The organism is Streptomonospora litoralis (assembly GCF_004323735.1).
Classification (GTDB): domain Bacteria; phylum Actinomycetota; class Actinomycetes; order Streptosporangiales; family Streptosporangiaceae; genus Streptomonospora; species Streptomonospora litoralis.
Window position 1 is genome coordinate 4,348,942 of sequence record NZ_CP036455.1, and the last position, 13,817, is coordinate 4,362,758.

Below are 13,817 nucleotides of genomic sequence, written 5' to 3' on the forward strand. Positions count from 1 at the left end.
TGAGGCCGCCGGGCGGCGGCCCTCCACCACCCGGGCGCCGGGGGCTCGGGGCGTCGCACCCGGCTGCGCTCCCGTGCCGACCCGACCGCCGACAGAAAGGACCTGTCACATGCTGATCCGATCCCGCCTCGCCGCAGTCTCCGCCGCGGCGGCCGCCCTCGCAATGGCGCCGCTCGCGAGCTGCGCGGCGGCCGAGGAGAGCGCCGCTCCCGCCGCATCCGGCTCCTCGGCTCCCGGAACCCCGCCGGGCGCAGCTGCCGCCCCCGGCCAGAAACCGGTCCCGCCGGGCGAGTACCGGCCCGAACTGCTGCGGCTGGAGCGGGAGTTCGACGCCGACCTGGGGGTCTACGCGCTGGACACCGGCTCCGGGGAGGTCGTCTCTTTCGGGGCCGACGAGCGCTTCGCCTACGCCTCCACACACAAGGCGTTCTCGGCCGGCGCGGTGCTGGAGCAGACGCCGATGGAGGGACTGGACAGGCGCATCACCTACACCGAGGAGGATCTGCTCGATTACGCCCCGATCACCGAGAAGCACGTCGACGAGGGCATGGAGCTGCGCGCGGTGATCGACGCCGCCGTCCGCTACAGCGACAACACGGCGGCCAACCTGCTCTTCGAGGAGCTGGGCGGGCCCGCGGGCCTGCAGGCCGCGCTCAAGGAGATCGGGGACGACACCACGCACGTGGACCGCACCGAGCCCGAGCTCAACGAGGCCGCTCCCGGCGACATCCGCGACACCAGCACACCGGAGGCGATGGCCGCCACCCTGCGCAAGTACGCGCTGGGCGACGTGCTGCCGGAGGAGAAGCGGGAGATCCTGGTGGACATGCTGCGCCGCAACACCACCGGCGACGACCTGATCCGCGCCGGGGTGCCCGAGGGCTGGACGGTCGGCGACAAGAGCGGTGCCGCCGCCTACGGCACGCGCAACGACATCGCGGTGCTGTGGCCGCCCGAGGGCGACCCGATCGTCATGGCGGTGATGTCCGAGCGCGACGCCGAGGACGCGGAGTACGACGACGCCCTCATCGCGGAGGCGGCCGAGGCCGCCGTCGGCGCCCTGGAGTGAGCCCGGCCGGCGAAGGCGTCGCCGCGTGGCCGCGTGCCACGATCTTGAGTTCTCGTCGCGTTCTCGTTGTCGATCCTGTACCGGTGGCCACGTTCGGCCCTGATCATGACCACCGGTGCAAGATCGACGTTACCGGAGATCCGCCGTTTACCACGCCACTTCCGGGAGAAACGCGCATATCAGCCTGATTATCACCATGGCACTCCGCGCTGCCACGGTGCTCCGTACGGGCACCGCACCGGGCGCCCTTGCCGTGATCAGCGGAAAAGCCGGTGTTATGCTGTCTTTTCCGCCCGATCGCAATATCGGAAAGAAATGCGATGCACCAATCCCCCGGCGGTCTCGGCGACGACGCGGTATCGCGCAGGTCCCGCGGCACAGGCGGGTCGCGTTCCCGGCTCGGCAACGACACCTCGGTCTTCGGCGGCACCTTGGGTGCCCTCGTCCAGGCGGGCACGGTGCACGGCGGTGTGCACGTGCACGCGGCTCCCGCCGGTGAAATCCCGCGCCAGCTCCCGCTCGCGCCGCGGAATTTCACCGATCGGGAAACGGAGCTGGAGCGCCTCGCCGCCGCAGCGCGCGCCGCACCGCGCGAGCGTGTCCCGCAATTGATCGTTCTCGGCGGCCCCGGCGGCGTGGGGAAAACGGCGCTCGCAACGGCATTCCTGCATCTGTTCGCCGATTCCTTTCCCGACGGCGCGCTCTACGCGGATCTCCGCGGATTCACCGAGCCCGGCCCGCTGGACCCGGCCGGGGTGCTGGACGGGTTTCTGCGCACCCTGCACGCCGACCCCGCTCGGATCGCCCTCGACCCGGCCGGGCGCGCCGCCCAGTTCCGCTCCCGAACAGCGGGGCGCAGCATGGCTCTGCTGCTCGACAACGCCGCATCGGCCGCCCAGGTGCGCCTACTGCTGCCGGGCGCGGGGGCGCACATCGTGGTCGTCACCACCCGCCTCCAGCTGGCCGGGCTCGCCGCCGACGGCGCCGCCTTCGTCGAAATCGATCCGCTCGGCACAGGCGCGGCCGCCGACCTGCTGGAGCGGATGCTGGGTCCGGACCGCACACGGCACGAGGCCGAGGCGGTGCACCGGTTGGTCGACCTGTGCGGTCGACTGCCGCTGGCCGTGTGCGCAGCCGCGAGCCGACTGTCGCTGCGCCCGCGCCAGAGCGTCGGGGGCCTCGCCGACCAGCTCGCCGACGAGCGGGGGCGGCTCGCCCGGCTCAGCCGGGAGGATGAGCTGTCGGTGCGCTCGGTACTGGACGCCTCCTATGCCGCCCTGCCCGATACGGCGCGGCGCCTCCACCGCAGGCTCGGGCACACGGCCGGCCCCGACACCGGACCGGCGGCGATGGCGGCGCTGCTGGAGTGCTCCCGGGATGAGGCGGAGGAGGCGGCGGAGGATCTGCTGGCGGCGCACCTGCTGGAGGAGCACGCCCCGGGCCGATACCGGCAGCACGATCTGCACCGCCTGCATTCGCGGCGGCTCCTGGAGGACGAGGAGACCGGTACGTCCCGCGAGCAGGCGCGGCGGCGGCTGGCCGAGCACTACCTGGATTCGGCCGTCAACACCGACGCTGTGGTCAATCCGGGCCGCTGGCACCTGGGCCCGCGGTACGCCGCACAGCGGGGCGGCGAACGGTTCGCCGACCGGGGCGCCGCGATGGCCTGGCTGGAGACCGAACTGCCGAACCTGCGCGCCTGGGTCGCGGCCTGCCACGCGGCGGGCGACCACGCGTTGAGCTGGCAGTTGTGCGAGGCCCTGCGGAATGTTTTCGTGCAGCGCAAGCACTTCGACACATGGCAGGAGACCTACACGACGGGCCTGGCCGCGGCCCGCGCGCTGGGCGATGCGGCGGCGCAGGCGTTCATGCTCGACGGGCTGGGAGTGCTGCGGCTGCACCGCGGCGAGGCCGCGGCCGCCCGCGACCCCTTGCACACGGCCTTGGAGATGTGGACGCGCGCGCGGCACGAACTCGGCCGGGCGTCGGCATTAGAGGATCTCGGAGTCGCCGAGCTCGCCGCGGGCGCGCCCGCGGCGGCCGCCGAGCACTTCGGCTGGGCGCTGCGGATCCACCGCGGGCTGGGCCGACGGCGCGGCATCGCCCTCATGCGGCGCCGTCTGGGCGAGGCGGCCCGCGACCTGGGCGACCACGCCGCCGCGGCGGAGCATTTCCAGCACGCACTGGAGTACTTCACCGAGTCGGGGGAACCGTACATGAGGCTGCGCACGCTGGTCGGCCTCGCGGCCAGTCGGCTGGCGGCCGGTGCGGCCGGGGGCGCGGAGCGCACGCGAACTGGCGCGAGCGCCGGCGCCGATCCCCACGCAGGCGCAGGTCCGGCCGCCGACGGCGCCCCCGGCGGCCGCGCACCTGTCGCCGGTGTGCTGGCGGACGCGCTCCGCATCGGCTCCGAACTGGGCGCCGAGACCGAGGTCGCCGGGGTTCATGTGCTGCTTGCCGACCTGGCTGCGCTGGAGAGCCGCACCGCCGACGAGCGCGCGCATCTCAGCACCGCATGGTCCATCTGCAGCGGACTGCACGCTCCCCGAGCCGCAGAGATACAGCGACGGATCGATGCCCTGCCCCCGCCTGAAAGCCGGTGAGGACGCGGCGCGGCCAGGCGTCGGCGAGGGCGGACACCTCCAGTCCCGCCGCCGGCCAGGTATGTGCGACAGAGCCGAGTAGGCGGGCGTCCCATGCCGAGCGGGCGACGAGGGCGCCCGGGCCTCTACGTGAACGCGCACGCGTCGAAGGGCCGGGGGCGGACCACGCGGCATCAGCGCCGCGGTCCGCTCGTGTGTCCGAGCCGTCGCAGTCGGGCAGAACGCTCGCGCCGCTGTACACACCGCTGGCGGTCGTTGAGCCGTGGATTACGACGGCCGGACGAGGCGCCCCGACGGCGAGGATCCGGCAGGCGGGCGCGCGACCGGTGACGGCAGCGGCGCTCGCTCTCTCTGCTTCCCCGTAGGCCGGTAGGGGAACCCGCCCGGGCGCCGCGGACTCGGCCCCGGGCAGCGACAGCACGTCGGCCGCGAGCAGCCAGGCCCGATCGGCGGATTCCGAGGCCCAGACCTGGTCCTCCACTGTCCGGCGCAGCGGAGCCCCGTCGATCGTCCGCACTTCCACTTCGGTACGCACGCGGGCGCTGCGCGGCGCGCTCATGAGGCGCGGCACCCGGTCGCGGGCCCGTCGGGCGCCACCGGCGCGGGTGCGGGCAGCGGGTGGGCGGCCGGCGGGTCGGCGGGCTCGGAGCAGTCCATGAGGGCGTAGGCGTGCCGCCGGATCAGCTCGGCCGAGCGGCCCGGCGCCGATGTCAGCAGTCCCGCGAGCGCCTCGCCTTGCGCCGGGTCGGCGCCGTCGATCGCCCGCTCGATCGTGCCCGGCGCGGTCGCGGCGGCGCCGAGGGGCTGGGCGCGCCGGTACAGCTCGGCCACCTGGGATCCCGAGACGATATCGGCCGGTGCACCCGCCGCGAGCAGTGTCGGCCGGTTCAGGGCGGCGCCGTAGTACGTGACGGCTCCGTGGTCGCCGATCACGGCGTCGGCGGCGACGAGCGCCGCCTGCCACGCGGCCTCGGGGGCGAGCAGCCGCAACCCGGACCGCCGCGCTTCCGCGAGCCACGCCGCGACCTGGCGTCGGCCGTGCGTCGACCAGATAGCGGGGTGCAGTATCGCGGCGGTCACGTAGTCGGCGGGCAGCTCTCCCGGTAGGCGGCTGAGCAGCTCCGAGCGGCTGCCCGCGAGTCCTAAGCGGCCCCATGTGCTGGACAGGACGACCAGGCGCTGGTGCTCGCCCACCCCGAGGGCCCGGCGGTAGGCGCGCCGGTGCGGGAGGCTCGCGATCATGCGGTCGTAGCAGGGGTCGCCGACCACACGGCAGACCTGGGCGGCCTCGGGTGCCTCCCGGGCGATGACGGCGTGCTGACGCTCATGGGCGAGGCCGATCACCGCGGGCACGACCCGGCCGTAGCGTACGAGCGCCGCGGCCACCGCCCCGCCGACCGGTCTGCGCGCGGGCGGGCCGTAGCCGGGGCGGCGCGGGATGCGCTTGGAGAAGCCGACACCGTGCGGCACGACCATGGTCGGTGCCCGCACCTCGTCGAACTCGCCCAAGTGCGCCGCGATCGCCAGGTCGAACCGGTGCTCGCGTGCCCTTTCCCAGCCGAGCACGGCCCCGTTCATCCGGCGGACGTACTCCGCGCCGGACGCGGAGAAGGGCGACCCGCCGACAGCGGTATGCAAGGTTTGAATGCGTGTGTCCGATTCGAGCGCCGGCAATATGTCGGCCAGCCGGTCGCCGCCCATCCACGACTGGACAAGGCCGAGCACGCGGCGCTCCACCGGCCAGGTGAGAGGGGCCAGCGGGCCGGTGTCGCCCCATCGGCCCGACATGTCTGCGGCCTCTGCGCCGCGGGGTCCGTTGTCAACCACTGTCGTCTCCCATCGCCTTCGTCGACGTACGGGATCGATAGTGGGCACGGGGAGTTGCCGAAGGGCTTGCAAACCGCTTGCAGGGGATTGCACAGTCGACCGCAACGAACTTGCAGCCTGCTCCGACGCCGCGGACATCGACGGACGCGCCGCGCTACGGCCGAGTGTTCGCCGCCTATCGGGGCAGAGAACGCCCCATCAGTGCACCCAGATCCATGCGGCCATCCGCCCGACGTCGCCCCAATCCCGGAAGCTGACGGCGATGCCGTGTTGAGGTTGCCCCGAAAGCAGCTCAACGGAAAAGAGCATGGCAAATTGCAAAAAGTCGGGGAACAACCTTGTTCTCCTCGTAAACATGGACAAATAGGATGCGTGGAGCCGAACCGGAAGATACCAGGAGCGACGCTTTCCAAAAAAGGGAATCCGACCGCTCACCTGGGCGCAGCCGGACCAAAGATAGCAGACACCGACCAGTCTGACGTCATCCCCAGCGGGGCCTACGCTGCACCATTACCCGACGAATGGGGCAAGTTTCTCATCGTTTCGATTTTGGCCTTAACCGCCATCGAATGAGGGGAACGCATCGGCGCCCCCAGCCGCAGCGCGCGCCCCCAATGCCCCAACGCTTCGGCATGGTCTCCCTCGCGGGCGCTGAGATCTCCCAGCCGCTCGTGTGCGAGGACCTCGTCCAGCACCGACACCCCGTTGGCGGCAAGCCCGCGGGCGTTCCGGTAGTGCAAGCGAGCCTCGGCGGGAGCCTGCAGCTCGACGAGCACATCCCCGCACACTCGCATGACCTGCGACTCCGTCACCGGATCCGACAACGTCCCCGCCAACGACGCCGCATCCTGAAGTGTGTGCCACGCCTCGTGGCACCGGTTCAGGGCCAGGTAGGCCGCTCCGATCCCTGCCAACGCCCGCACCGCGAGGTCCTCCGCGCCGATCTCTCTCAGTACCTCGTGCGCGCGCCGGAAGCAGGTGACGGCCTCCTCGTGCCGATCTCGGTAGGCCAGGATCTCGGCCAGGTTGTACGTGAGGCTTCCGGTGTTCAGACGGTCGCCGATCCCCTCGAAAACGGCCAGTGCCTGTTCGCAGTAGCGCTGCGCGTCCCGGTGATACCCGCGCTGCTGAAGTACCCCGGCGAAGTTGGCCAGTGCGCGAGCCTCCGCATCGGGATCACCTATGGCTCGTAGTGCCGCCACGGACTCCGAACAGGCACTCTCGGCCGCGTCCAGGTCCCCCAGCATCGCGTGGCAGGTGCCGATGTGAGTGAGTGCCTTAGCCCGCGAACGGCGATCTCCGTGTGCGGTGAACAACTCGACCGCAGCCGTGTGCTCTCGCAAGGCCGCCGTGTTGCGTGCAGCCGCGAAATGAATGGATCCGAGCTGGTCATGAGCCTTCGCCTCGCCCTGCACGTCGCTCGTGCGCTGCCAATGCGCCAGCGCTGCATCAGCGTTGGCCTCCGCGTCGTCCAGACGGCGCAAACGCCCCTGAACACGGCTCAGGTCCAGTGCCGCGATGGCGGCGTTCGATTCGTCGCCCGCCTCGCGGCACAACTCCAAACAGGCGGCGAGGTGCCGCTCGGCACCCTCCCACGGCCCGTCGCTCTCGCTCAGCCCGCCGATCGCCAGAGGCAGTCGGACGGCATAGGCGCGAACCTCTGGATACGCGTGGAATTCACCGTTGCACGCGGACTCCAGAGCGGCGTCGATCGTGGGGTACTCGTCCTCGTACCAGCGGCGGGCCTCCGAAGCCGTCGAGAACGAGGCGGCGCGCGGCGGATCTGTCGGGCATTCGGGCGGACGGCGGCGGGCCGGGTGCACGGTTCGGTCCGCCGCATCCGCCGTCGCCCGGTAGTGCTCCAGGACGCGCAGCAGCGCCTCCCGCCGATCGGCCGGCGCCAGTACCTCCGCCGCGCGTCGGCGCCCGAACTCGCGCAGCAGCGCGTGCATCCGATAGCGTCCCGGCCCGGTCTCCTCCACCAGGTTGGTGTCCAGCAGTTCGTCCGCCGCCGCCTCGGCGCGACCGGTCTGCGGCCCGGTGTCGCCGAGCGCGGCGGCCAGCGCGGGCAGGGAGAACTCCGGTGCGGGGAGTAGGGCGGACCGCAGAAAGGCGTCCCGGGCCCACTCGCTCAGCGCTTCCACCGACATCGCGAACACTCCGGCCACGTCGCGGCCGGCGGAGCGCATCTCCACGAGGCCGTTGCGTGCGATGCGATCGGCGAGGTGGGCCGGCGTCCACGTCGGACGGTGGCGGAGTCGGCCGCCCGCCACCCGAAGCGCCAGCGGCAGCCGCCCGCAGGCCGCCACGATCCGCCGCATATCGGAGTCGTGCACACCGTCGGTCCCCAGCCCGGCGATGTCGGCAAGCATCGCCGCGGCGTCGTCGGGGTCAGGAGGGTCGAGGCGGACGTGGTGGACGCCGTCCAGCTCGGCGAGCGTCCACCGGCTGGTCACCAGCACGACGCAGCCCGGAGTGCCGGGGATCAACGGGGCGATACGGCCGCGGGTGGCGTCGTCGAGCAGGACCAGGGCGCGGCGCCCTGCGAGGCGACTCGACCACAGCGCCGCCCGCGCCTCCTGTTCGGGCGGGATGCGCTCGGCCGCGACGTCGAGACTGCGCAGCAGCAGGTGGAGTGCCTGTGCCGGATCCAGCGGAGGCTGTCCGGCTGTGTGGCCGTGCAGGTCGAGCTGGAGGCGGACGTCGAACTCGTCGCGCAGCAGGTGAGCGGCGCGCACGGCGAGGGCCGTCTTGCCGACCCCCGCCAGCCCGGAGAGGACGATGACCGTGGTCGCATCCGGCCGGCTGCGGGCGTGGTCGAGTATCGCGGACAACTCCTCGGCTCGCGCGGTGAAGTCGCCGATGTCGCGGCCGAGACTGTCGTGGACGGGGTCGGCGGGGCCAGGGGGCGCGGGGCGCGCGACGCCCCCGGTCGGATCGGCCGACCCGCCGGTGTCGGCGGTGGGCGACCGTTCTACGGCGGCGGGTCGGCTCTCCGTCGCGCCGCCAGCTGGCGCGGCGGCGCCCTCGCCGCCCTCCGCGTGTCCAGTGAGGATGCGCTGGAAGACCTCCTGGGTGGCGTTGCACGGCCGGTTGCCCTCCTCGGCGAGGTCGGCGCGCAGGCGGGCGTGCACATCGAGGGCTTCGGCGCTGCGCCCGCCGTCCGCCAGCGCTCGCATCAGGGCGACGGCGAGTTTCTCATTCTTCGGGTATCGGGCAGCCGCTTCGGAAACGCCGGCAATGACGTCGTGGTAGCGGCCGATGCGCAGGCAGGACTCCGCCCACCCCTCTAAAACGAGGAGCCAGGTCTGGTGCATGGACTGCTGATAAGCGTGCGTCCATGTACCCGGCACTTCGGCCAGCGGATCGCCCTCCCAGAGGTGCAGCGCGCGGGAGAGGAGGTCGGCGGCCCTGCGGTGGTCGCCAACCTCCGCGAGCTCGCCCGCCCGGCTCCGCAGCGCCTTCATGCGGTGCCAGTCGACGGCTTCGCCCGCGATCTCCAGGGTGTACCCCCGCGAGTGCGAAGGCAGCGCCACGCCCGAACCCGCCGCCCGGATGCGGTTGCGAATGCGCGTGATGTAGGCGTAGAGACTGGAGCGCACGGACGCCGGGTGCGCGTCGTGCCAGACGTGGTCGATGATCAATCCGGTCGGGACGACTTTTCCAGGGGTCAGCGCGAGAGTCGCCAGTATGACGCGTTCTTTCAGGGTGCCGGCATCCACAGCCTGCCCGTCGACCATGACGCGCACCGCCGGCCCGAGCAAGCGTATCTCCACGGGCCATCACTCCTCCCGCGGACCATACTCACACCGGAATTACCGCCAATCCATACACAAATCGGTGATCTTTTTTGTGGAGTGGTGACCAGTCCACTGAACAGCCTGGATATGGATAAATTCGGGCGGATGGCGTATGGTTGCGGCGCTGCACTCCGCGATCTCCTGAGCGCCCTCCGAAATGAGTCTGATTTACCGGGAAAATGCATGTTCCGCAGTACGTGCCGATGCACGTGAATGGATCTTAACCGAGTAAACGCGGCCCCCAGAGAGCACCGAGGGTGTCCTTGGACCCGATCCCGGCGCCCGAACCGACGCTCCGGACACCCTCGACGGCCCGGCGCAGGAGGCGCCGCCGTTATCGCGGCTCCGCCGGTCGGGCGTGGGCGCGTGCCGAGGGCGTGCGGCAGCCGACGATGGCCGGTGCCTCGCGGATCAGTGCGTCGTCGGTGATCGCCTCCACCATGAACAGGGCGAAGTCGGTCCGGCGCGTCTTGTTGCTCGCCAAGATCGGGGCGCCGACGTGTCGGCTCCAGACCGGGAGTCCTTCGCTCTCGCCCTCTTCGAGGTCGCTGCCGCGCACGACGGTCCACCGCGTACCGCTGTCGAATACGCGGCGGCACGCCCGCACCTGGTCGTCGACGTCGACGAAGCGCATCAGCCGCGCGAGCACGGTGACGATGCGGACGGTCGCGAGGAACCTGCGCGAGTACGCGTCCTCGCCGTCGCGGGCCACGTGCCAGCCGCAGGAGAACACCAGCCGCGCCCCTGTCGGCGCCAGGTCGAGCACCGCTTGGGCCGTTCCGGTGGAGTAGCCGTGGACGCCGTGGGGGACCAGGACCGTGAGGACGGCGTCGCATCCGGCGACGGCGCGGCCGATGGCGGCCCGGTCGTCCGTGCGCCCCGGAACCACGGTGATGCGGTCGCCGAAGTCCGCGAGCTTGCCGACGCTCTGCTCGCGGCACACGCCCACCACCTCGTAGCCGCGGTCCAGGCAGTGCTGCACCATGTAGCGCCCCAGCTTGCCCGAGGCGCCGACGATGCAGACCTTCGAGCGGCGTTGCTTGCCGGCCGTGTCCTGTTCTCGTTCCGTGCTCACCCGAATCCCTCCCAACCTTCCCTTACACCTGTAAGCCTGTAGTTGGAAGTTACCCTTACGTGCGTAAGTCCGTCAAGGAGAGACGGCGCGGCATCGACGCACTCCGAGGGAGCCCAGGTGGTATCGACACCGAAACGACAGCGCCCGACCAATTCCCCCCTGAGCAGGGGGCGCGTCCTCCAAGGAGCCGTGCGTGTGGCCGACGAGCGCGGGGTGGCGGCGGTGAGCATGCGCAAGGTGGCCGAGCACCTCGGGGTCGAGGCCATGTCGCTGTACCACCACGTGGCCAACAAGGAGGAGATCCTGGACGGGATCGTCGACCTGGTCTTCAGTGAGATCGAACTGCCGGACGACGCCGGAGACTGGCGGAACGCCATGCGCCGACGCGCGTGCTCGGCACGCGCGGTGCTCGCGCGCCACGTGTGGGCGCTGGGCCTGATGGACTCGCGGCGCAACCCGGGACCGGCGACGTTGCGGCATCACGACTGGGTGATCGGCTGCCTGCGCGGTGCGGGATTCTCGATCGCGACGACCGCTCAGGCGACGGCGACCCTGGACAGCTACGTCTACGGGTTCGTCCTGCAGGAGTCGAGCCTGCCGTTCGACACGTCGCGGGAGCCGGCGGACGCGGCGGCGACCCTGGCGGACGCGTTGCCCGCCGAGGAGTACCCCCACCTGCTGGAGATGGCGAAAGCGCACGCCCGGCGCCCCGACTACTCCTACGCCGACGAGTTCGCGCGCGGACTCGACCTGATTCTCAACGGCCTGGAGCGGAATCTCGCCGAGGAGCAGGCGGCACAGCGGTAGTCGCGCCGCGCAGGCTTACGGATATGCCGGAAGGAGAGCACCAGCCGGTTTCCGCGAACAAGCGCATTCCGATCGCGTCGGTGGGGCGGCGCGAGGGCCGCCCCACTCAAGCGCGCTGTTTGTAGCGCTCCATCGCCTCGATGCGGATGACCGGCTCAATGGGGACGGCCGATTACCGCCCATCCTGTGGAATACGAAGTCGGGCGGGGCGGCGGCACAGCGGTACGGGCGGCGAAGCGGGATGCGCCGGCCTGACCGCGTCCGGCGTACACAGAGGCGATGAGGCGTTCCAGAGCCTCGGCCGAGGGTGCTTCGAGCAGCTGCGGGCGGCCCGGGAGGATCGCCCACCAGCTGCCGGTGTGGGTGCCGTACCAGGCGCTCACGCCGGGGAACCGCAGGGTGAGGCGGCGAGCTGCAGGGTGGACGGTTGCGGGCTGCCTGCGCGGGGGGCCGACCGCCGTCGCCGCGCTCATCGGGCGTCCTCGGCGGCAAGCTCCCAGGCGCGGCCGAGCGCGTCGAGGTGGTGGCCCTCGTGGCACGACGGGCGGAGGCAGGAGTGCCGGTCCGGGGCGGGATGTCCGCAGGCGTCGCCGAGCCGGGCGGCGATCCGGGCGAGCATCTCCAGGGACGATTCCCGGATGGCGGAGGCCCAGCACGCGCTGTCCTGGGCGCTGGCAGCGAGGTCGTCGGCGAGCTGGTGCAGGGCGTGCGCCTCGTCGGCGGCGAGCGTCCTCGAAGTCGGGCGCGTCTGCGCGCCGTGGTCGAGGTAAGGGCGCGTGCGCGGCGGGGGCGTGAATGCGGTAAGCGCGAATTCGAGCGAGTCGAGATCGCCGGCGGACAGCACGATGCCTTCGGCTGCCCGGTGGTGCGCCTGGTAGGGGGCCGCATGGCCAGGGGTGTAGGTCAGGCGCCAGCGCGATACGTGGCGGGTGTGAAGCTCACAGAAACGCTCGTAGTCGGGCGGCACCGCGGCAGAGGCGACGTAGGGGCGGGCGCGCTCCGGTCGGCGCGGCGGCGGAACCGGGCTGGCGTGAAACGGGAGGAATCGCAGCAAAGCGACCGGGAGAAGCAGCAGTCGCACCCACGCGGGCGAGCGCGGGATAGGCTCGGACATGTCATCAGCTCCTTGGCATAGGTGTGGCTGGTGGCCACGCCCCGGGACGGTGGAGGCCGTCGCCGGGGTCTTTCGTGCCTTCTTCATTCGAGGATGGCGCCAAGGGAAGCTACCTACCAGCGAAGATACACTTTTGGCTCTTCTTGACTTTTCCGTCTCGCTTTGGCTTCGCAGGTGCCAGCCTGGTGCACATGAGGGAACATGACCGGGCGCGCTGGCGCCAGTTCGGCAACGAATTGCAGCACCTACGCACTTCAGCAGGCATGACGCAGAGGCAGTTGTCCAGCAGGCTTTCGATGCACTACACGATGGTCGGGAAGCTTGAGCGCTTGGATCGCGTCCCACAACGGGTGCAAGCGGAAGAATTGGACACCGCTTTGGAGACAGGCGGCACGTTGACCCGCCTGTGGCAGGAGCTCAACAACCAGCGTTTCGTTCCGGACTGGTTCAAGGACGCGCTACTTCTGGAGCAGCGAGCTACCGCAATCCGGGCTTACGAATCGATTCGCGTACCTGGCCTACTGCAGACAGAGGACTATGCACGGATCTTGGTCAGCGAACGCCAGATCACCTCGCCACCGGAGCGGCTCGAAGAGATCGTGAAGACGAGGACTAAGCGACTCGGGCTCGTCCGCGCGAACAAACCCCTCCTCTGGTTCGTCATCAACGAGACCGCGCTCCTCAACCTGGTTGGGGACGAGACGGTCATGCGAGACCAGATTCGTCATATCCTCGGTCTCGTGGACAGCAACGCCATCCGAGTCCAAGTACTACCGAGGCTGCGTTCGAGCCTCGGCCTGTGCGAACCGTTTCGGGTGATGGCGCTGAACGCAACTCAGTCCGTCGGCTACGTGGAGAACATGCTGGGGGGTGAGGTCGTCGACGCCCCGGAGCAAGTGACGGAGCTAACGACCGTCTTCGGGCTCTTGGCCTCGGATAGTCTTCCCTTCCCCGAATCTGTGGCTCTGCTCAAGAAGGTGAATGGTGATCGGTATGGAGATGTGGAAGAAGAGTAGCTACAGCGGTGGCAACGGCGGTGACTGCGTCGAGGTCGCCCAGTCCGCGGAACACGTCAAGATCCGCGACACGCGCCACCGAAGCGCCGGGCACCTGGCCGTGTCCGCCTCGGAGTGGTCCGCCTTCCTCGCCGACCTGAAGGACGATCAGCTGTAGCCGCTGCCTAAGGAGGTGCTACGGATGCAAGAAGCGGGAGTCTGGCAAAAGTCCAGTTACAGCGGCGGCAACGCTGGGAACTGCGTCGAAGCAGCTTGGCTCAAGTCCAGCTACAGCGGCCCCAACGGCGGTGACTGCGTCGAAGTCGCCCCCTCAGCGGAGCACGTCAAGATCCGCGACACCCGCAACCGCCGCGCGGGTCACCTCACCCTGCCCGCCGACGAATGGGCCGCCCTCCTCGCGGACCTGAAGGGCGACCGCCTCTAGCTTGCCTCCCGTACGCATGCGAAGGGGGATCCGGCCTCTCCCGGATCCCCCTCGGCTTCCTCGGCTACCTCGGCGCGGCGGC

General features: G+C 70.7%; 12 protein-coding genes. 6 read left to right on the plus strand and 6 right to left on the minus strand.

Annotated elements, in window-relative coordinates:
- The first annotated feature begins 109 nt into the window (after positions 1 to 109).
- Positions 110 to 1,069, plus strand: coding sequence for a class A beta-lactamase (gene bla / locus EKD16_RS18300; protein ID WP_131099494.1), 960 nt, complete (start codon positions 110 to 112; stop codon positions 1,067 to 1,069).
- Positions 1,070 to 1,389: 320 nt separating this feature from the next.
- On the plus strand, positions 1,390 to 3,672 hold the full coding sequence (locus tag EKD16_RS18305) for an ATP-binding protein (protein ID WP_131099495.1): 2,283 nt from the start codon (positions 1,390 to 1,392) through the stop codon (positions 3,670 to 3,672).
- Between the two features lie 555 nt (positions 3,673 to 4,227).
- On the opposite strand, the gene EKD16_RS18310 is transcribed toward EKD16_RS18305, so the two are convergent.
- The 4 genes from EKD16_RS18310 to EKD16_RS18320 form a co-directional block, all read right to left on the minus strand.
- Entirely contained in the window at positions 4,228 to 5,499 is a 1,272-nt protein-coding gene (locus EKD16_RS18310) for a hypothetical protein (RefSeq protein ID WP_131099497.1), read from the minus strand.
- 198 nt (positions 5,500 to 5,697) lie between these two features.
- A complete protein-coding gene (locus tag EKD16_RS25470; protein ID WP_165498606.1) occupies positions 5,698 to 5,835 on the minus strand; it encodes a hypothetical protein in 138 nt (45 codons plus the stop codon).
- Positions 5,836 to 5,996: 161 nt separating this feature from the next.
- On the minus strand, positions 5,997 to 9,275 hold the full coding sequence (locus EKD16_RS26395) for an AfsR/SARP family transcriptional regulator (RefSeq protein WP_131099499.1): 3,279 nt from the start codon (positions 9,273 to 9,275) through the stop codon (positions 5,997 to 5,999).
- A 358-nt stretch (positions 9,276 to 9,633) separates the two neighbouring features.
- Positions 9,634 to 10,374, minus strand: a complete 741-nt coding sequence (locus EKD16_RS18320) for an NAD(P)-dependent oxidoreductase (protein WP_131099500.1) — start codon at positions 10,372 to 10,374, stop codon at positions 9,634 to 9,636.
- Between the two features lie 117 nt (positions 10,375 to 10,491).
- Here EKD16_RS18320 and EKD16_RS18325 point away from each other — a divergent pair, with 117 nt between their 5' ends.
- Complete coding sequence (locus EKD16_RS18325; protein WP_131099502.1) at positions 10,492 to 11,181, plus strand: TetR/AcrR family transcriptional regulator; 690 nt, start codon at positions 10,492 to 10,494, stop codon at positions 11,179 to 11,181.
- A 155-nt stretch (positions 11,182 to 11,336) separates the two neighbouring features.
- On the opposite strand, the gene EKD16_RS18330 is transcribed toward EKD16_RS18325, so the two are convergent.
- Together EKD16_RS18330 and EKD16_RS18335 are read right to left on the minus strand one after the other, a co-directional pair.
- Positions 11,337 to 11,654, minus strand: a complete 318-nt coding sequence (locus EKD16_RS18330; protein ID WP_131099504.1) for a hypothetical protein — start codon at positions 11,652 to 11,654, stop codon at positions 11,337 to 11,339.
- A complete protein-coding gene (locus tag EKD16_RS18335; protein ID WP_131099506.1) occupies positions 11,651 to 12,295 on the minus strand; it encodes a hypothetical protein in 645 nt (214 codons plus the stop codon). Before EKD16_RS18335 ends, EKD16_RS18330 begins: the two co-directional genes overlap by 4 nt.
- A gap of 191 nt (positions 12,296 to 12,486) precedes the next feature.
- Between EKD16_RS18335 and EKD16_RS18340 the strand changes: the two genes are divergently transcribed.
- From EKD16_RS18340 to EKD16_RS18350, 3 genes are read left to right on the plus strand one after another with little or no spacing between them, the layout of a single operon-like run.
- Positions 12,487 to 13,311, plus strand: coding sequence for a helix-turn-helix domain-containing protein (locus EKD16_RS18340; protein WP_131099508.1), 825 nt, complete (start codon positions 12,487 to 12,489; stop codon positions 13,309 to 13,311).
- Positions 13,289 to 13,468 (plus strand): DUF397 domain-containing protein, encoded by a 180-nt coding sequence (locus tag EKD16_RS18345; RefSeq protein WP_131099510.1) that lies wholly within the window; start codon positions 13,289 to 13,291, stop codon positions 13,466 to 13,468. Before EKD16_RS18340 ends, EKD16_RS18345 begins: the two co-directional genes overlap by 23 nt.
- Before the next feature lie 24 nt (positions 13,469 to 13,492).
- Positions 13,493 to 13,735 (plus strand): DUF397 domain-containing protein, encoded by a 243-nt coding sequence (locus EKD16_RS18350; protein WP_131099512.1) that lies wholly within the window; start codon positions 13,493 to 13,495, stop codon positions 13,733 to 13,735.
- Positions 13,736 to 13,817 lie beyond the last annotated feature (82 nt).

Excerpts from the sequence above, each read along its gene's own strand:
- bla (WP_131099494.1), top strand. The coding sequence starts at position 110 with ATGCTGATCCGATCCCGCCTCGCCGCAGTCTCCGCCGCGGCGGCCGCC.
- EKD16_RS18305 (WP_131099495.1), top strand. The coding sequence starts at position 1,390 with ATGCACCAATCCCCCGGCGGTCTCGGCGACGACGCGGTATCGCGCAGG.
- EKD16_RS18330 (WP_131099504.1), bottom strand. The coding sequence starts at position 11,654 with ATGAGCGCGGCGACGGCGGTCGGCCCCCCGCGCAGGCAGCCCGCAACC.
- EKD16_RS18335 (WP_131099506.1), bottom strand. The coding sequence starts at position 12,295 with ATGTCCGAGCCTATCCCGCGCTCGCCCGCGTGGGTGCGACTGCTGCTT.
- EKD16_RS18340 (WP_131099508.1), top strand. The coding sequence starts at position 12,487 with ATGAGGGAACATGACCGGGCGCGCTGGCGCCAGTTCGGCAACGAATTG.
- EKD16_RS18345 (WP_131099510.1), top strand. The coding sequence starts at position 13,289 with ATGGAGATGTGGAAGAAGAGTAGCTACAGCGGTGGCAACGGCGGTGAC.
- EKD16_RS18350 (WP_131099512.1), top strand. The coding sequence starts at position 13,493 with ATGCAAGAAGCGGGAGTCTGGCAAAAGTCCAGTTACAGCGGCGGCAAC.